The 19,486-nt window shown below is 36.7% G+C and carries 16 protein-coding genes and 1 tRNA gene; 8 read left to right on the top strand and 9 right to left on the bottom strand.

Features of this window, described 5'->3' with window-relative positions; translation table 11 throughout:
- Position 1: 1 nt before the first annotated feature.
- The 5 genes from HAV12_RS22615 to HAV12_RS22595 all read right to left on the bottom strand — a co-directional run bounded on the left by HAV12_RS22615 (position 2) and on the right by HAV12_RS22595 (position 6,754).
- Positions 2-439 carry a retropepsin-like aspartic protease gene (locus tag HAV12_RS22615; RefSeq protein WP_171571566.1) on the bottom strand — a complete coding sequence of 146 codons (438 nt, stop codon included), beginning with the start codon at positions 437-439 and terminating at the stop codon, positions 2-4.
- Positions 406-3,045: a CHAT domain-containing protein gene (locus HAV12_RS22610; protein ID WP_171571565.1), complete on the bottom strand. Its 2,640-nt coding sequence runs from the start codon at positions 3,043-3,045 to the stop codon at positions 406-408. Before HAV12_RS22610 ends, HAV12_RS22615 begins: the two co-directional genes overlap by 34 nt.
- 127 nt (positions 3,046-3,172) lie before the next feature.
- Positions 3,173-5,125, bottom strand: coding sequence for a PKD domain-containing protein (locus tag HAV12_RS22605; protein ID WP_171571564.1), 1,953 nt, complete (start codon positions 5,123-5,125; stop codon positions 3,173-3,175).
- Positions 5,126-5,322: 197 nt separating this feature from the next.
- Complete coding sequence (locus HAV12_RS22600) at positions 5,323-6,309, bottom strand: hypothetical protein (protein WP_171571563.1); 987 nt, start codon at positions 6,307-6,309, stop codon at positions 5,323-5,325.
- 145 nt (positions 6,310-6,454) lie between these two features.
- Positions 6,455-6,754 carry a DUF4234 domain-containing protein gene (locus tag HAV12_RS22595; RefSeq protein WP_132032378.1) on the bottom strand — a complete coding sequence of 100 codons (300 nt, stop codon included), beginning with the start codon at positions 6,752-6,754 and terminating at the stop codon, positions 6,455-6,457.
- A gap of 130 nt (positions 6,755-6,884) precedes the next feature.
- Between HAV12_RS22595 and HAV12_RS22590 the strand changes: the two genes are divergently transcribed.
- The 6 genes from HAV12_RS22590 to HAV12_RS22565 all read left to right on the top strand — a co-directional run bounded on the left by HAV12_RS22590 (position 6,885) and on the right by HAV12_RS22565 (position 13,171).
- A complete protein-coding gene (locus tag HAV12_RS22590; RefSeq protein WP_171571562.1) occupies positions 6,885-7,469 on the top strand; it encodes an RNA polymerase sigma factor in 585 nt (194 codons plus the stop codon).
- Between the two features lie 2 nt (positions 7,470-7,471).
- Positions 7,472-8,197: a tetratricopeptide repeat protein gene (locus tag HAV12_RS22585; protein ID WP_171571561.1), complete on the top strand. Its 726-nt coding sequence runs from the start codon at positions 7,472-7,474 to the stop codon at positions 8,195-8,197.
- A gap of 135 nt (positions 8,198-8,332) precedes the next feature.
- On the top strand, positions 8,333-9,979 hold the full coding sequence (locus tag HAV12_RS22580) for a S41 family peptidase (protein WP_171571560.1): 1,647 nt from the start codon (positions 8,333-8,335) through the stop codon (positions 9,977-9,979).
- A gap of 192 nt (positions 9,980-10,171) precedes the next feature.
- Positions 10,172-10,951: a TatD family hydrolase gene (locus HAV12_RS22575; RefSeq protein WP_171571559.1), complete on the top strand. Its 780-nt coding sequence runs from the start codon at positions 10,172-10,174 to the stop codon at positions 10,949-10,951.
- 62 nt (positions 10,952-11,013) lie between these two features.
- Positions 11,014-12,150, top strand: coding sequence for a 1-acyl-sn-glycerol-3-phosphate acyltransferase (locus HAV12_RS22570; RefSeq protein ID WP_132032370.1), 1,137 nt, complete (start codon positions 11,014-11,016; stop codon positions 12,148-12,150).
- Complete coding sequence (locus HAV12_RS22565; RefSeq protein ID WP_171571558.1) at positions 12,140-13,171, top strand: asparaginase; 1,032 nt, start codon at positions 12,140-12,142, stop codon at positions 13,169-13,171. Before HAV12_RS22570 ends, HAV12_RS22565 begins: the two co-directional genes overlap by 11 nt.
- A gap of 207 nt (positions 13,172-13,378) precedes the next feature.
- Here HAV12_RS22565 and HAV12_RS22560 read toward each other — a convergent pair whose 3' ends face one another.
- The gene (locus HAV12_RS22560) at positions 13,379-14,614 is read right to left on the bottom strand and encodes an MFS transporter (RefSeq protein WP_171571557.1); all 1,236 of its coding nucleotides are present in this window, start codon (positions 14,612-14,614) and stop codon (positions 13,379-13,381) included.
- A gap of 91 nt (positions 14,615-14,705) precedes the next feature.
- Between HAV12_RS22560 and HAV12_RS22555 the strand changes: the two genes are divergently transcribed.
- Both HAV12_RS22555 and HAV12_RS22550 read left to right on the top strand, forming a co-directional pair.
- Entirely contained in the window at positions 14,706-15,575 is an 870-nt protein-coding gene (locus tag HAV12_RS22555; RefSeq protein WP_171571556.1) for a LysR substrate-binding domain-containing protein, read from the top strand.
- A 59-nt stretch (positions 15,576-15,634) separates the two neighbouring features.
- Positions 15,635-15,721 (top strand) — tRNA-Ser (locus tag HAV12_RS22550).
- 396 nt (positions 15,722-16,117) lie between these two features.
- Here the strand turns inward: HAV12_RS22550 and HAV12_RS22545 are convergent.
- From HAV12_RS22545 to HAV12_RS22535, 3 genes are all read right to left on the bottom strand, one after another.
- Positions 16,118-16,561 carry a hypothetical protein gene (locus tag HAV12_RS22545; protein WP_171571555.1) on the bottom strand — a complete coding sequence of 148 codons (444 nt, stop codon included), beginning with the start codon at positions 16,559-16,561 and terminating at the stop codon, positions 16,118-16,120.
- Between the two features lie 794 nt (positions 16,562-17,355).
- Complete coding sequence (locus tag HAV12_RS22540) at positions 17,356-17,754, bottom strand: helix-turn-helix domain-containing protein (RefSeq protein ID WP_171571554.1); 399 nt, start codon at positions 17,752-17,754, stop codon at positions 17,356-17,358.
- 232 nt (positions 17,755-17,986) lie between these two features.
- Complete coding sequence (locus HAV12_RS22535; RefSeq protein ID WP_171571553.1) at positions 17,987-19,420, bottom strand: ATP-binding protein; 1,434 nt, start codon at positions 19,418-19,420, stop codon at positions 17,987-17,989.
- Positions 19,421-19,486 lie beyond the last annotated feature (66 nt).

Here is a 19,486-nt window from a genome sequence, read left to right as displayed (position 1 = left end):
TTTATTGCAGATAAACATAATGATTGTAATAATCAATAATGGCTTTTCCCTCAAGCAAAACATCAGCACCGATAATACCGTGTACTGCTTTTGCCTTGTAGGACTTTAAAGCCTCATTGACATGGGAAAGATCAAAAATGACTAAATTGAAATCGGTATTTTTCCAGCTTCCTAGCTGTAAATGATTGTGTGAAGAAATCTGCGTTTCCATGCCCGTTGCGCCAGCACCGGAAGCTTTGGTTTTAGATTTTTTGGCGGATAATTCAAAATATTCAATACTTTCAAAACCAATACAGGTATTGGAAGCGCCGGTATCTAAAATGAAATTTCCGGAAACACCATTGATCTTTGCCTTAATTAATAAATGCTGGGTTTTGGTAATCTTAAATTTTACTTTTCGGTATTTTACTTTTTTAAGGACTTTATGAAGATCTTCCATTTCTGATAAGGATTGAAAATCAAAAATAAACCAATTAGAATCAAAATACTAATGATATATACGATATAATGAGAAGATTTTTCAGCCGGGGCAATACTGCCGTAATAGACAAAAGCACTCCAGTAATAAGGTGATTTCTTGGCATTGGGAATATTCGGGTCCTGTAGGAAATCACGTTTAGCCCGGGCATTTGCTTCAAAATAAGAGTGATCTTTTTTTAGGTTGGTATAAAAGTCATCCATAAAAACAGAAGTCGTGAAATCGTTTACTTTCCATAATGAAAATAATAAATGCTGCGCGCCCGCAAACTGAAAACCTCTTGCAACACTCATGGCACCTTCGGCTTTGTATAATTTTCCTATTCCGGTTTCACAGGCACTCAAAACAACCAGATCCGGTTTTATATGGAGATTGTACAATTCAGAATACAGGATTTCCTGATCGTAGAATTTAATGCTTGCCGGAGTTTCCAGATCACCGGAAGAAGCGTGTGTACTCAGATGTAAAATCGAATAATGCAGCGCATTCTGTTTAAAATTAGAAAAAGTAGCCGCCTTGTTTTCGAAAAACTGACCATCGAAATTCTTCTTTATAGACTGTAGTTCATTCTTAGAAAAAGTCAGGGCAAAATCGGTATTTTCGAAAATCGGAAAAATTCCCAGAACCGTTTTTTTAGTTTTAGGAAACGGAACTGAATTCACATAAAAGGAAGCTGAATTGTTATACGCCACATTAAAATCATTGACCAGATAATGCATTTTAGCAAAATTAGTCGTAGTGGATTCTTTTGTGATTAAAGCTTCAAAAGGCAGAAAACTCAAAATGCCATCCGGAATAATGATGAGGTTTTTGTGCTTTGCGGAGGAAGGAATTTTTAGGTTTTTATAAATGCGGCTCCCAAGACGATTGTAATTTTGTGGATTATCATTAATCGCATTCGGGTCATTAAAAAAACGGATAAATTCCATCAGGCTGGTAAAACCGGTGCCTTCAAGGGAAATATAGTAAAGCTTTATGGTTTTGTTTTCAACCGTAAAATTATAAATGCCGTCGGAACCTGCAAAGTACTCTGTTAGTACGGCATTGTCTTGCGCTAATTTGACATATAATTTTTGCAGGTCAAAAGTAGTATTGGTTTCATTGATATCTTCACTTTTATTTTTTTTAAGAAGCAGCATGAGTTCATTTTGTTTTTTTATGGCTTCATTGATTTTAGGAATATTGGCCCGTTCCAGTTTTTGCTGTTCTTTTAGAATAACAGTATTCCAATTTTGAAGCTGTTGCAAAATGAGCTTTTCTTCTCTGGACAAATTCGTGTTTTCATGAAGACGGCTTTTTAAAACCACCGATTTGGTTTGTTCCGAAAGTAAAAAGGCACTTTCGATATAATGGATCTTTTTCTCTTTTTCGTAAAGGGAATAATAAATCGAAAGACACTTTTCGGTTCGGTTTCGATTCCTGATTTGCGTCACGATTTTAGAATTTTCATACACCAGAAGGGACTGAAACAATTCTTCGATATAAAACGAAAGAGCAAAACTTTTCAACGCATTTTTGGGTTGGTTTTTCGTCAGGTATAACGCTGCCTGCAAATCTAAAGCATCCAACAAAACCGTTTCTGCATAAAGTGAATTCTGATTGGGCAGTATACTTTTGAAATCCGTATAATCCGGAAGGAGTGTTTTAAAAACACTAATAATATTTTGGTTGGCCTCTTTTATGTTTCCCTGTCTGAAAGCAAGAAAAGCAGCTTCATAATACAATTGTGCTTTTTTGCGGGGTTCCTGACCGGAAGTTTGATGGAACGCTGTTTTGGCTTTCTCAAAATAGTCCGAAGCTTTGGCCAGATCATTTTGTTCTATTTTTAATTTGGCTAAATTTCGATACGAATTAGATAAAGTCTCCGCTTGCGATTTATCGTTTTTTAAAAGTAAAACGGCTTTGAGAAAAGCACTTTCGGCTTTTTCAATAGCAGTAGTTTTCATTGAAAAACTTTTTGTCGTCAGGAAGTAATCGGCGCCTAAATTGTTTAATAAAATACCTTTTTGAGTAGACGTTAATTTTTCGGTCTGAATTGTTTTTTCCAGTAAATCAATTGCCTTATAAAGATTTCCTGTGTTTTGATACACATTCGATAAATTAAGAATTGCCGCTACTTTCTGAGGTTCATTTTTCTCCTGATCGGCAATAAAATAATATTGTTTGATGGTATTTTCAGCATTGTCATAATCGCCCAGAAGCGTATATAAATTGCCTAAAGGTTTCAGGCAGTATTCGATAATATCGTAGCCTTTAAAATGATGTTTTTGGCACAACAGCCAGGCTTTTTCGTAGCTTTTAATCGCTTTTTCCAACTGCCCATATTGATTTTCATAATAGGCTTTATTGCAATTTAAAACCACAAGAGCCAGTAAAGCCTCATTGGTTTTGGGCTTTTGGTTTTTCCAAAATCCCGCTTCTGTATTCGTTAAGTTTTGCAGGGCTTTCGCCGAAGGATTCGCAACAAAAACATCAATCGCGTGATATATTTGATCTTCCTGATGCTGTCCGAAAACATTCAGATTCACAAAAAGCAGGAGTAAACCATATAAGTGATGTAAGTTCATATAAAAGTTGCTTTGTTTGGCTCACCAAATAAACCATGAAAGTTAAATAACTTCAGATTATAATTCGTTTGAAATTTATAAAACGAAAAACTTAACTGTACTTACATAACTTATAGGGTGAAAAACATCAAAATTTCCAGATTCCGTAAAACTGAAAATAATTGAAATTCTGTTCGAAATTAATCACATATCGCACCCCCAGACTCGGACCGATTCTCGCCGCACCAACCGTCAGATCGAATAACAATCCGGTTTTAAAATCTGCAAAGGAACTTTTGACCGCATTAGAAGCAGTTTTGGTGTTGATTATAAATTTTTCTGAATCACCTTCAAAAGATTCAATTTTTATAGTTTGATTTTGCTCCTGAGAAACATTGAAATTGGCCTGCAAACCGGCACCAACTCCGATGTAATTATTGATATTGTACCGAATCAGCACCGGTACCTCCCAATTCACACTTTTATTTTCCGTACTTGTCGTAGTACGTTGCCGTTGTTTTACGCCATTCGGATTTACAACCACTTCATCAATTACGTTAGTGGCACTATCGTATTTATTGACACTATTTAGCCATTCTGCCTGCCAGTAAAAGCGATACGATTTAAATGGTGAAATCGTCGCGCCCACAAAATAACTGGTCGAATTTTCTAAATCCGGATATAAATTGTAACCTGCTTTTGCCCCGATGGAGATTCCCGGTAAAAATCGGGTCGTAGCATAATTGGTAATGATAGGTTCGTTTTTGTCGAAAATGATGGCAGTCCGGCTTCGGGTTTTTACTTTATGGAAATCCTCGATAAACTTCATGGAATATTTTACGAACCCTTTTGTACTGTCTTTTTCGTGTACATTTTTTTGCTCGCTTCCCGGTAAATAGATGTTTTTAAACGTAAAAAAGATCTGATTTTTTTTAATGATGGTATCCAGACAGCTTACGGTTGGTTCTTCATCTTTTGGGCAAATCGGACATTTTGGGTACAGGTCTTCGACCTGAAATGTTTTCTTGTCGAACATGTCGGGGATATCCGTTTCAAGACGAATCATTCTTGCCGGTCCTTCACCATTGTTTTGGAAACGGGTTTTGAAATTTACCCTTTTAAAACGTACGAATCGGTAATTCATAAAACTTCCGTTAGAACCCATTTTGTTGGGATCATGGGAAGTTACAATTTCCATTTCGAGGTTTTTTATTTTGTGGTTTTTATAACTTCGGTTTGGGACAAAAATTCCGCGCATTGTCACTGTTGCGCTGGTATCCTTGATCATTTCGGGTGTTGTTTTGAAAGTGTAAAAAAGGTTACGGGTTTCCCCGGGATTAGCATCATCAAATTCCAGGACAGACACATTATGATACGTTTTGTTGGCGTCTGCTAATGAAGCATCGAGATCTTCCTCGGTAGTGGTATTCCTGTATTTTTTGATTTTGAAAGTATTTTCGGCAGCAGCCAGATACGATTTAGTATCGTCCAGATCGTCAACGGCAGCGACCGGATTTTCTTTTACTTCTCTTTCATTGGCATACGTTCTGAAATCAATCAGTTCGAAATTATTGCTTTTGAATTGCTTCTCATTATAAAACAAATACAGTTTACCGCTGGAGACATAATTTTCCAGATTTTGATAACTCACTACAACTAGCATTTCCTGATCCGGAATCGGGTCACAGTTTTTTAGGATCGCAAATCCGTTTTGGTCGGCTATCGATGCGATGTCTTTATAATTTGTATCGGTGATCTCATTTACAGCGACCTTTTTCGGCCGTGTAGCCGGAGGTTTGCCGTTGTCGTAATTGTTGGTTACGGCAAGTCGTGTGGTATAATTTCCTTTAGTTTTATAGACATGTTTCGGCTCCGCTTCTTTACTGTAATGGCCGTCTCCCAGTTCCCATAAATATGAATAACTTGGTTTTGGTGCCCCCGCAATCGGAATTAGCGGTGGCGTCTCGGGTTTATAGGTAACGGCATTTCCGTTTTGGATAAAAACAATATGGGCCCTTCGGGTTATGGTGTCTTTTACTTTGGTTTGTGAGAAAGAGATTATAGAAAATAGAAGAAAGAAAATAGATGATAGTGGTTTCATAACTAGATACTTTTTTAGCCCTGCTAATAGTGGAAATCCTTTTTTGCCGGCCCCTATAGCTATCGGGAGGCATAAAAGATTGGAACGGATAGCAGGATTAGCTTCTGAAAATCATCAGAATTATTTTGAAAACTGGATTAAATGTAAAAAAAAGTGATGAGCAAATCACCACTTTTTCTTAAAAAGTATTTTGTAAGTTACTGAATAGCATTAACTGCCGCTATCAGTTGAGCTTCTGTGCCGACTGTTGTTTCGGCAAGTGTGAAAGTATAAATGTCTCCGGCAGCCACTGTCACCCCTTTGATTGCGTAACGCCATTGACCATTATCTTCGGTTGCAAAAATCACGTGGCAAGCCAGTCCAATTGGTATTTGTCCGTAGTGTTCGCTAAATAATCCTGCTGCTGTATAAGTATCCAATTTAGCCAGTGCGTTTGTACCTTCACCATCATAAGACAAATAAACCGCACTGTTGTTGTTGTCGAAACCTTCCGGAACGTCTACGAGAATAGTTGTTTTTGGTCTTGGATCGCTGTAAAAACGGTCCACATTCGTCCATCCAAAATTTCCAAAAGTGACATAGTAATTGTTTCCTTCGCCTTGTACACCTCCTTTTCCGTTACCGCCATCTGCATCGCCTTTGGCTTCTCTCCAGGCCAGTTCTCCGGCTTCATTGATCGCGCCTGTCCATAAAGTCATGGCATTGTCTACACCATCTGTTAAAGTTGCAGGAACCAACATGTTCATATAACAGGAAGTCTGAAGTTCAACACCGCCCTGAGTAGCTTTGATGAAAAATTCACCACCGGAAATCAATAGGTTTTTCTTTCCGTCTGCTGTAAGCCCCATGGTAGGTTTGTTGGTAACGAGCATATTTCCTTTGTCAAAAAGCTCGATATATTCGATATTTACGGCTCCGGTTACAGCAACCCCGTTTTTAGTTAAACAGTCTCCGTTGATGTTTACTTTAACTCCTTTTGCAGAAGTAAAGCTTACCACCCCGTTTCCGGCTGTTACGGTAAAGTTTTGTGTATTTCTTTTGATTCCTTTTTCGGTGATTCCTTTAAATGCTGCAGCAGTAGGAGGCAGGATTGAATTGTTGTTGTCGCCGTCGCTGTTGTCACAGCTTACTAATGTCGTTATAGCGAATAATAAAAGTCCAATTGTTTTAAAATTTGTTTTCATGATATTCAGTTTTAATAGTTATTTAATAATAGATGTTTAATGCGGGGAAATTGTTACCCCCTGTTTTTAATTTATTTCAGGTTTATAACAGCAGATCAATTGCATTGAAATTTTGTTACCCTTCTTTTTTACTTTTTTTTGCATTTTATTTCGAAAGGCACTTTTCTTCAAAAACATTTCCATCTTCATCCAATGCGACCAGGATTTCTTTCTTTCGTGAAAGCGATACGATCAAATAAATCCAGACGATCGACCAGAGACCCAATGTGATCACCGTAAGAAATAAATGAAAGGGATGATTGATTTCTTTTTTCTCTTTGGATAAAACCGCATACGGCAATTTTTCATTATGTTCGATAATGACAAAACCGTTTCGTTTTTTTGCCAAAAGCATTTTGTGAAAACGATCCAGATTTTTTTCGTTTATAAGGGGATAACTTTCCATTTCTCTTAATTTTTTGAATTGTTTTAAAAGATTCCTGTTTCGTTATATCCATCTGATTTTAGAATTGTTACCCTTGTTTTTGAAATTATTTTCAGATTCTTTTTACATTAGCTTTTTAAAAAGCTGTTTTATGGCCAAAACTAAAATTCATTCCGACCAAAAATATATCGAAGGACTTGCTGCCAATAATTCGATTATAATTCAGGAGATCTATAAAAAGTTTGTTCCGAAAGTTGTTTACTATATCAGGAACAATTCCGGTAATCAGGATCAGGCGCAGGATGTTGTTCAGGAAGTACTGATACTGCTGTTCAATCAGGCCAAAGCCAATACACTCGAACTGACCTGTCCGTTTGATGCTTATTTTTTCCTGTTGTGCAAAAGGAAGTGGCTGAATGAATTGAAAAAAACAGCCAATAAAGGGGTAACAATTAATGAAGATGCGGGATCTATAAGTGAATCTGCTCATGAATTGGTAGAGCAAACCGAAGAATTTAATGAAAAACAACAGCTTTTTGACACCATGTTCCAAAAATTAGGAGACAAATGTCAGGAGTTATTAAAGCTGAGTTTTGAAATTAAATCGATGGAAGAAGTAGCCGAAAAGCTCAATGTAACCTATGGATATGTCCGTAAAAAGAAATCGTTATGCATTGGCCAGTTGACGCAGTGGATTCAGGAAACCAAAAACTTTAAATCTCTAAAAAATAATTAGTCATGAACGAAGAACGCTATATATTATTCGATCAATACCTGGAGGGCGAACTGACTATTGATGAAAAAGCGAATTTTGAAAAACAAATAGCCGATGATCTGCAATTTGCTGCGGAGTTTGCCGCTTTCAGAACCGCACAACAGCAATTGGAAAATAAATTCGGAATAGCAGCAGAAAGAGAAGCGTTCAAAGAAAATCTGATGAAGATCTCGGACAAACATTTCCATAAAGACAAATCAAAAGTAATTGCCTTAAAACCGTGGAATTATGCGGTTGCAGCTTCTGTAGTGATTTTGATTGGATTGTTCTTTTTTAATTATAGCAAAAATCCGGTTTATGAAGATTTCAGTAAGCACGAACAGGCTTATTTTACCGAAAGAGGAAATGCAAACACCACTTTAAAACAAGCGGAAACTGCTTTTAACACGCACAACTATAAAGCTGCAATTCCGCTTTTCGAGAAAATCCTTAAGGAATCAAAAACACCTGAAATTCAGCTTTTTTATGGCATTTCTTTACTGGAAGAAAACCAGTATAAAAAAGCGGAAGCTATTTTTGAAGCGCTAAGAGCAGGAACATCAGTATACAAAGATAAAGCCACGTGGAATCTTGCTTTATGCAAATTGAAACAAAAAGATTATGCCGGCTGCAAAAAAATTCTGCTTACCATTCCGCAGGATTATGAAGATAATGTAGAAGTACAGCTATTATTAAAAGATTTAGAATAAACGGGTCAATATATGGTTTTTCATTTCGAAAGCGAGGAATTTCTTTAAAGGGATTCCTCGCTTTTTTGTGGTAAAAATCAGCGGTTTTAAATTTTAATATTTATATTCGGCTCACCAAAAAACAAACCATCTTAAATGAAAAAAATTACCCTGTTAGTACTTCTCGTATTTTCTCACACCTTATTGGCCAATACCACAATCACCGAAACAGAAAAACTTACCGCCACCTGCAAAGTATGGGGGTTTTTAAAATACTATCATCCAAAAGTAGCCAAAGGTGATTTTAACTGGGACAATCAGCTTCTTGAAGTGTTGCCAAAAATTGAGCAGGCAAAAACCAAAGAAGAATTTTCATTAGTACTTATTAATTGGATTGATTCTTTAGGCGAAGTCCCGAAAATTGCACCAATTCCGCAGCCAAAAGACATTGAATATTTTGATAAAAATTTTGATTTATCCTGGATCAGTACAAATAAACTGTTTTCAAAGAAGCTTTCGAAGAAATTGAAATTTATAGAAGACAACAGATTTCAGACCGATGAGGAAATCGGACCGGGCTATAATCCTTTAAAAATCGGAGATTATTTCAATCTTAAATTCGATAATAAAAATTCAAGAATGGTTTGGCTGTTTATGTATTGGAATTTAGTAGAATATTTTTTCCCGTATAAATATATAATGGACGAGAAATGGGAGGTGAGTTTAGCAAAAACACTTCCATTAGCTCTTGAAGCTAAAGATGAGGATGAATTTTATAGAGCAATGCGAAAATTATCGGCTAAGCTTGATGATAGTCATGTTGATTTTGCAATATATAAGTATAATAAATTTAATGATAACAGAAGGTATTTTCCGGCCAACTGCAAAATAATGGATCACAAAATGGTGGTTACTCAAATTTTTGCAGACAGTCTCGCTCAGGCGCAGGATATTAAGGTAGGAGATGTGATAACGAAAGTAAACGACAAAACCATTGCAGCACTTATTTCAGAATACAGCGATTTATTTGCAGCTTCCAATGAGCCAGTGCTTTTAGATAAGGTTGTTAGAAAAATTTTAAATGGCTATTCAGATCAGGTAAATGTTGAGTTTTTAAAAGATGGTACATACACCACAAAGACAATGAGTTGGTTTAATTATCATGATTCTCACAGAAATGAATTTAAAAAAGGATCCAAGAAAAAAAAGGAAAAATTTAAAGTTCTGGAGAATAATATAGGATATGTTGATATGGGGATTCTCAAACCTCAAAACGTACCCGATATGATTACAGCATTAAAGCCTACCAAAGCGATTGTTTTTGACATGAGAAATTATCCAAACGGAACATATGATGATATCGCTAAGTTCTTAAACGCTCACGAAGAAAAATTTGCCATTTACACCCATCCGGATTTTAGCTATCCGGGAAGATTTAAATGGACAGAAGGAACAATGTGCGGCTCCGAAAACAAAGATAATTACAAAGGAAAAGTCATCGTATTGCTCAACGAAGAATCACTAAGCCAGGCAGAATGGACAGCCATGTGTTTTCAAACTGCTGGAAATACCACCATTATTGGAAGTCAGACCGCTGGTGCTGATGGAAATGTAATAGAGCTTGACTTTAAGGAATTTCATACCAGATACACAGGTATTGGTGTTTATTATCCCGACAGAAGAGAAACACAGAGAATCGGAATTGTTCCGGATATTGAAGTAAAACCAACAATCAAAGGAATTCAGGAAGGAAAAGATGAAGTTCTGGATAGAGCATTATTGTTTATTGAAAGCGGGAAATGATTTTTTTGTATTCCCGACAAGAAAGGATTTCCGAAAGAAACCCAACGATTGATAAACCAGGAAAAATCCGTGCAAATCCGCGTTTTCACAAAGTGAATCCGTATCATCCGCGTACCCATTTCCCGCTCTCACCATTCCAATTGGAAAGTTTTTAATATTGTCGTAATTTTGGCTTCTTAAAAATCAGTCCCATTGAGCGCAACAACCATTATTACCGATACACACACCCATTTATACTCAGAAGAATTTGATCAGGACCGCGATGAAATGATCCGGAGAGCCCTAAATGCAGGAGTAACCCGTTTTTTTATTCCCGCAATTGATGCTGCCGCAACGCAGTCTATGTATGATCTCGAAAAAAAATATCCTGAGAATGTATTTTTGATGATGGGTCTGCATCCCACTTACGTGAAAGACAATTACCTGGACGAGTTGCAACATGTTGAAACCGAATTGTCCAAAAGGAAATTTTATGCCGTTGGTGAAATCGGAATTGATCTGTATTGGGATAAAACACATCTGACAGAGCAGCAATTTGCTTTCCGAAAACAAATTCAGTTAGCGAAACAGTATAAACTGCCCATCGTAATTCATTGCCGTGAAGCTTTCGATGAGATTTTCGAAATTCTGGAAGAAGAAAAATCAGAAGACTTGTTTGGAATTTTCCATTGTTTTACCGGAACACACGAACAGGCTTTACAGGCCATATCCTATAATATGAAACTCGGAATCGGTGGTGTGGCGACTTTTAAAAACGGAAAAATAGATCAGTTCCTAAACCAGATCGATTTAAAAAATATTGTTCTCGAAACCGATTCGCCCTATTTAGCTCCAATTCCGTATCGCGGAAAGCGAAATGAAAGCAGTTATATCGTAAATGTAGTAGCAAAACTAGCCGATATTTATGATGTTTCCGAAGAGGAAATAGCAGCGATTACCACCCAGAACTCACAAGACGTTTTTGGTATTTAACCCACAACTTACAATACTTTAATTTTTTTTTTGTTCTTTTGCCCCACTAAAATAGAAATGTAATGCAGAGATTTGATGCCATTCGACCGTTTTATGATTCAGAAATAAATGAAGCACTTCATGATGTTGTCAATCATCCGATGATGAAGGCCATGATGAATTTTACTTTTCCGGAATTAGAAGATGATGCTTGGAAAGATCAGCTTAAGAAAACACATTCGATTCGTGATTTTCAATGTAATTTTATTTATCATACCATTCAAAAAGTGCTGGAGAGAAGCTCTGAAGGACTTACCACTTCAGGTTTTGATAAACTGGAAAAAAACACTTCTTACTTATTCGTATCCAATCACCGTGATATTTTATTAGATACTACCCTGCTAAATGTTTGTTTATTCGAACATGGCCTGGTAATGACAGCATCTGCAATTGGAGATAATCTGGTTAAAAAAGCATTCTTAAGCACCTTGGCAAAACTGAATAGAAACTTTTTGGTTTTGAGAGGTTTAACACCAAGGGAAATGCTGCATAGTTCTAAATTATTAGCAGAATATATGGGGCAGCTATTGCTTCGTGAAAATCGTTCGGTTTGGATTGCCCAAAGAGAAGGCCGCACCAAAGACGGAAATGACGAAACAAATCCCGGCGTGCTGAAAATGATCGGAATGGGTTCTGATGAAGCCAATCTGATGGATTATTTCAGGAAAATAAAAATCGTTCCGGTTTCTATTTCATACGAGTACGACCCTACAGATGTGCTGAAAATGCCGCAATTAATGGCAGAAGCGAACAACGAAGTTTATATCAAAGAAAAAAACGAAGATTTCATGACCATTTTAAGTGGTATTATGGGAACTAAGAAGAGAATACATATTTCTGTCGGTGATGTTCTAAACACGGAAATTGATCAGATTGTAGCAGAAAATGACAATGCCAACAAACAAATTCAGGCTTTGGCGCAGGTAATTGATGATTCTATTCTGAAAAATTACCAATTATGGCCGACTAATTTTATCGCCTACGATATCTTAAACGGAACCAATAAATTTGCACATCTGTACAAAGAAAACGAAAAGTCGCTTTTTGAGCGTCGTTTAGAAATGCGAATCGGAAGTGATAATCCCGTGACCAGACAAGGATTTTTATCCATGTATGCGAATCCGGTTGTCAATAAATTAAAATATCAGGATGTCATTTAAGGCTAAAATACTTTTAATTTATACCGGAGGAACAATCGGTATGAGCAAGGATTTTGAGACAGGAGCGCTCAAAGCCTTCAATTTTAGTAAATTATTGCAAAAAATTCCCGAGTTAAAACAACTGGATTGCGAAATCGAAACGGTTTCATTTGAAAACCCAATCGATTCTTCGAACATGAATCCTGAAATGTGGGCCAAAATGGCCACAATTATCGAGGAAAATTATATCGCTTTTGACGGTTTTGTAGTGTTGCACGGTTCGGATACCATGTCTTATTCTGCTTCAGCACTGAGCTTTATGCTCGAGAATTTAACTAAACCTGTAATCTTTACAGGATCGCAACTGCCAATAGGGGATTTGCGTACCGACGCTAAAGAAAACCTGATTACAGCCATTCAGATTGCTTCCTTGCAGGAAAATAATAAACCGGTAATCCATGAAGTTTGTTTGTATTTTGAATACAAATTATACCGCGGAAACCGCACTTCTAAGGTAAATGCAGAACATTTCAGGGCTTTTACAGCACCCAATTATCCTGAATTGGTAGAATCGGGTGTTCATCTTAAATTAAACTCCCATTTATTCCTTCCTGTAAACACCGACGCAAAATTGATTGTACATAAGAATCTGGACAATCATGTAGCCATTGTAAAAATGTTTCCCGGAATGAGTGAAATTGTTTTGGGTTCGATTCTCTCAACGCCAAACCTAAAAGGAATTGTTCTGGAAACCTATGGTTCCGGAAATGCCCCGACCGAAGAATGGTTTTTAAACCTGATTCAGAAAGCAATTCAATCCGGTCTGCACATCGTAAATGTTACGCAATGTTCCGGCGGAAGCGTGAATATGGGACAATACGAAACCAGTACGGCCCTCAAAGAATTAGGGGTAATTTCAGGTAAAGACATCACAACCGAAGCGGCCATTACAAAACTGATGTATTTGTTAGGTCATCAAATAGAAGCGAAAAACTTCAAAACCGTTTTTGAAACTTCTTTACGCGGGGAAATTTCACTGTAATTTTTTTACCATATAAGTGATGTAAGTTCATTTAATTCGCATTGTTTGTCATTTCGACCCAAGGGAGAAATCACACAAGTAACTCCATACCTATAATCGCAAATCTTTGTCGATCATCTAGTGTGATTTCTCCTTACGTCGAAATGACAAGATTGTGAACAATTGGAATTTGGAATTTATTTAGATAGCTACAAGAATTGGAATTTATCAATCCTTATAAGGTACGGGGCAAGTTTCTAAATCCTCTTCAACAGCCTTGTGATTTTTATAATACACATAAACAATAACCGAAATAATACAGATGATACCCTGAATTGCAACCGTAGTTCGTACACCAAGGGAGTGAGAAAGATACCCAATAATCAAGCTTCCCACAGGAATCATGCCCTGATACGCCATGAGGTAGTAACTAATACTTCTGGATCGCATATTGATAGCACTTTGCGTCTGAATATAAATATTGATCGATGAAGTTTGTCCCATCATTCCGAGACCGCTCAGCGTCATGCAAATAAGCGCAATGGTCAGACTGTTAGAAACCGCCAGTATAATAATGCTGAAGCCCAGTAATAAACTCGAAGCAATCATTATTTTATTCATGTTTTTGGACGATTTCAGGTTGGCAAGGTAAATTGCGGAGAGCACAGAACCAATCCCTGCGGCACTTTCGAACCAGCTAAAAGTCTGGGCATTTCCGCTAAAGATATCTTTGGCAAAAACAGGCATAAGGGTATTGAAAGAAATAACAAATAAACTACTGCACATTAACATCAGCAGCATTCGGGCCATTTCGGTTTCTTTTTTAACATAATCAAGGCCTTCTATCAGATCGTCCAGCATTTTAAGTTTATGCTCTGCTTTGATATGCGGTGTGATTTTCATCAGTAGCAATGAAATCAAAACCGGAATATAACTAATAAAATTTCCAATAAAACAAATGTCTTCACCATACTGGTGCAGAATAATTCCGGCGAGGGCAGGACCTGCAATTCGGGCGAAGTTGTTTAGCGTTGAATTAAGCGCTACGGCATTGGGTAAATCTTCTTTGTCATTGACGATATCAATCATCATGGTTTGTCGGCAGGTCATGTCAAACGCATTGATAATACCCTGAATAAGACTGAGTGCGAGAATAAAGTTGATGTTGTATACTTTCAGATAAATAAGCAAAGCCAGTGCACCCGCCTGAAGCATTGCCAAAGACTGTAAAATCATCATACAGCGGTGTCTGTCGTAACGGCCAATAATACTTCCGGCCAAAGGCGCCAAAAATAAGGAGGGAATCATACTCAGAAAAGTAGCAAGCCCCAGTAAGAAAACAGATCCGGTGATGCTGTAGACCATCCAGCTGACCGCAGTTTTCTGCATCGAGGTCCCAATAACCGAAACCGACTGACCGTAAAAGAATAATTTGAAGTTTTTTGATTTTAACGCCTGAAACATAACCCTTGCTATTTTTTTACAAAGTTCGGGATTATGATTTCATTAGAAAAATTAATAATTTTACTGATAATAAGTAGTAAAACTAATCGATATGGAAATCTATCAACTACAGTATTTTATTAAGACGGCTGAGGTACTTCATTTTACAAAAGCCGCCGAGCTGTGTTTTGTTACGCAATCCGGATTGTCACAACAGATCAAAAAGCTCGAAGAAGAACTCGGAATGCCTTTGTTTATCAGGATCGGAAAAAAAGTACAGCTTACCGAAGCCGGCTCTGTTTTTCTGATTCATGCCAAACAGGTCATCGAAAATGTACAAAACGGAAAGCAGGCCATCGACGATTTAAACGAAATGATAGGGGGCGAACTTCGGGTAGGCGTAACCTATATTTTCGGACTTTTGATTTTGCCGGTGATCAATTCCTTTGCAAAAAGATATCAAAACCTCAAAATTGTAGTCGAGTATGGTACAACAGAAGCCCTGGAACAAAAACTAATGAACAACGAATTGGATTTGGTGCTGGTAATTTCGTCACACGAAATTGAGCTTCCGATCCAGAAAGTGCCTTTGTTTACTTCCCACATGGTCATGGCGGTGTCAAAATCGCATCCTTTGGCGGTTTTAGATAAAATTGCCTTTAAGAAAATAGAAGAAATTCAGCTTATTTTACCCGGAAAAGGTTCCAATTCCAGGGAATTTGTAGAAGGACTGTTTCTAAAGCACAACATGAAACCTAAAATCGCCATAGAGTTAAATTCCATTCACGCTTTGCTGCAAATGGTAGAGAACAGTGACTGGGCGACGATAGTGGCAGAAAAAGCCTTAAAAGGCTGGGATAACCTCAAATCGATTCAGATTACGGGAGTTCCGACCAAAAGAGATTCGTTTATGCTCACGATTGGCGGTTACCAGAAAAAGGCCGTAAAACTGTTTATGGAAGAGTTTAGAAAAAGCATCTAAAGAATATTGGATTTTACTTTTGTAAGTCATTTTTTTTTGTGTTATTTGCAAACCGAAATAGAGAGGTGTCCGAGTGGTTGAAGGAGCTAGCCTGGAAAGCTAGTATATGGGTAACTGTATCGAGGGTTCGAATCCCTTCCTCTCTGCAAAATTAAAAACCCTTGTGAAGTTTAATTCACAAGGGTTTTTTTATGGAATAATCTTTTTTCTTAAAATAAGAACAAAGTTTTTGTTGTACATTTTGTCATTTCGACGAAGGAGAAATCACACTCGTAATTCGACAAAGATTGGCGGCTTTAAGTACGGAGTTTCTGGTGTGATTTACTTTGTCTATTTTATAAGACATTGTTTAAGACTAATTATAAAAAAGTCAGGAGACTTTTGACACGTTTACAATTTACAACAAACAAAAAATGGGGTCAGTTCAGAGACATTTCCGCAGCTTTTCATAAGGGACAATTCGCGGAGCAGGGGTATATTGACCAGAATAAAACAAAAAATAAAGCGATAGTCCTAATTATCACTTTATTTTTTGTTTTCATTTACTCTATTTCATTTATTCTTAAATTTTCAAATTCCTCGATAATGTTGTCTAAAGTTTCTTTTGTCCAACCATCAAAACCTCTTCCTATTCCAGCTATTTTTATTCCCCTAATATAAAATCTCAATTCTTCCGCTTCACTTCCTCTAGCTCCTTTTTCGGGTTTGTATGAAAAACTAATTTCTTCTTGATTCGCCTTTTCAAAATAATTATTTATTAAAAATTTCCTGTAATAAAAGCAGATTGAATTCTCAAGTATAACAATTTTATATAGGAATGGTTTAAAAAAGAATACAAAAACCTCTAATACAACAATAATAGTAAAAGAGATTAAATAAACTTCAAAATTAAAAGTTTTAGTAACAAAATAAAACAAAAAATTGAATACTATCCCAATTAGTAAAAGTTTTAGCAACACTGATGATACACGTAATTTATAAATCATTAATTATCTTTTTTATATTTTTGCACTACTGAACTTGCTCCCTGAATTAAACCATTTGAATCTAAAGCAGCACCAGTAAGATTTACTCCAGATCACCGAAGTTTTCATCGACGCTATGCAAATGTCTCTGACTTTGCATCATTTTAAAACAAATGTAATTAAAACAGAAATCTTTTAAAGTCTCTGACTTTAAAACTAATTTTCTTAGAATGTTAACTGCTATATCAAATCAGTATTCATAAATAACCAAACTTAAAAAGTCGGTAGATTTTCATCAGGTTTTAATTTTCACGAGAACACAAAAAAATTGTGCAAAGAGTGAGAGACATTTGCGAAGCTTTTTATGAGGAACACTTTGGAGAGCGGGAGAGTAGATTTATGTTGTACATTTTGTCAATTTCGACGAAGGAGAAATCACACCAGAAACTCCGTCCCTAAAAGTCGCCAATCTTTGTCGAATTACGAATGTGATTTCTCCTTCGTCGAAATGACAATATTGGGGATATAAAATTAATCAGATCCTCAATTTAACCACTAATAAAATCAGCATTCTAACCACGAGTACCCCTGACAATATGACAAAAAAAGACCAAATCTACCCAAAATCTACAATAAAGTTCACGTATAGGAGTGACGGAGCGGTGACGGAGGAGTGACGGTAACGTGACGGAGAAATGACGTATGAAAAATACAATGTCAAACTGTCAGAATTAAGAAGGAAATCCATTTTTTTAAACAAAAAAAGAGACCCGAATTAGGATCTCTATATAGCATTATTTATGTTTTGTAAAAGGTTATTTCCCTTTCGAAATTTCTCTGAATATTTCGTTTTTTTCTTTTTCGGCTTGTACCAAACGTTCGTAAAGTTCAACAACTTTGTCTAAAGGATTAAAATTGCAATGATTAGACTGTGGTGCTACAACACTACCATTAATTTCGTTGTCATAAAAATTATTAAAATAGTTAAAAACAGCTTCTTCAGAAAAGTTTTTAATAGCTTCAACAGTTACGCCAAGGGCCTTTGCTACTTCAATTAACTTTTCTTCGTCAATCGTCTCGCTGTTTTCGATAATCGAAACTGCCTGTTGGTTGGTACCTAAAGCTTGTGCCAGTGCCTCCTGCTTCATGTCTTTAAGTTCACGAATTCGGCTGATTTTTCGGCCTATGTGATTTGGTTTTGTTGCTGTGCTCATAATTCAAAGATATTAAAATTCTTTAAGATATAGATTGTAGTAAAAACAGGCTTATTTTGTAAGATATGCTTTTCAATTTTATACAAAAATACAGTTTTTTAATTTATCGGGAGCGTCCATTTTTTAGTTATTTTACTGAAATCTGGAAAGAGCTAATACTTAATTTTCTTTCGTTCCAAAACAATTCATACAAAAATGAATTCTAAACTTAAACATCTTTAGCCCGTTGCCATTATTCTCCTGATATCGGAATAGAGATGTCAAATGTTGCACCCTGATTAAGCTGGCTTGTTGTGGTAATAATTCCATTATGGTTTTGGACAATTTTCTTTACAATGGCAAGACCAATCCCTGTTCCTTCATACTCCGAATTGGTATGCAGACATTGAAAAAGTTCAAAAATCCGGTCTTTAAATTGTGGGTCAAATCCAATGCCGTTATCGCTGATGCTGATATGGGCATAATATCCACTTTTGGATTGATTTCTGTCTTTTGATCTTGCGAATGGAATATGGTTTTTAATAATGATATGAGGAGGAAAACCCGGTCTGGAAAATTTAAGGGAATTGCAAATAAGATTTTTTAAAAGCTCTTTAAACTGAAGCGGAATAACAGTAGCGTTACCCAGAACAGAAACTTCGACAATGGCTTTTTTCTCTTCAATATCATCTTTAAGATCCAGGACTACTTTTTGTACGATCGTATTTAGGTTGGTATCTACAAATTTTTTGTCGGTCGAATTGGTTTGGGAATACGTAAGCAGATCATTTAAAAGTGTCTGCAGGCGGGCAGCTGCAATTTCAGTACGTTTAAAATAATATTGTCCTTTTGTGGATAGATTCTGGTGTTCGTCAGTAAGAATACGATTGGAGAAAACCTGAATTTTTCGCAGAGGTTCTTGTAAATGATGGCTGGAAATGTACGTAAAAGAGTCGAGTTCTTTATTCGCGATCAGCAATGCAGCAGCCTGTTTTTCTTTTTCTTCATTCTGAAAAGCCAGTTCCGTATTGGCAAGTATAAGTTCGGCAGCGCGCTGTTCTTTTTCTTTGTTTTGAAAAGTAAGTTCGATGTTAGCGATTAAAAGTTCGGTAGCCCGTTTTTCTTTTTCCTTGTTCTGGAAAGCCAGTTCGCTATTGGCAATAACGAGTTCAGCAGCACGTTTTTCTTTTTCTTTATTCTGGAAAGCCAGTTCGCTATTGGCAATAACAAGTTCAGCAGCCCGTTTTTCTTTTTCTCTGTTTTGAAAAGCCAGTTCTTTATTGGCCACAATCAATTCGGCAGCACGTTTTTCCTTTTCTTCGTTTTGATAGGTAAGTTCGATATTCGCAATCAGTAATTCGGCAGCACGTTTTTCTTTTTCTTTGTTCTGGAAAGCCAGTTCCCGGTTGGCGATAACCAGTTCAGCAGCGCGTTTTTCTTTTTCTTTATTCTGAAAAGCCAATTCGTTATTGGCAATAACGAGCTCTGCAGCACGTTTTTCTTTTTCTTTATTCTGAAAAGCCAGTTCCGTATTGGCAATCACCAATTCAGCGGCGCGTTTGCCACGATCTTCTATTTGCTGAGCGAGTTTTTTATTAGCCAGAATTAATTCTGCCGGATGGTTGGTCTTTTCTTCAGAGAGAAGTGCAAGATCTGTAAAAGTGGTATTGGGCTGTGTTGGGTTCATAGTTTATCCTGCAATTGCCAAAGGTAGTTTAACTAAATTTAATCTATTGATTTTTAGAATAATATA

Source organism: Flavobacterium sp. CLA17, from assembly GCF_013112255.2.
Taxonomy (GTDB): domain Bacteria; phylum Bacteroidota; class Bacteroidia; order Flavobacteriales; family Flavobacteriaceae; genus Flavobacterium; species Flavobacterium circumlabens.
The sequence above is the reverse complement of the archived record's forward strand: the minus strand, read 5'-3'. Positions and strand labels throughout refer to the sequence as shown.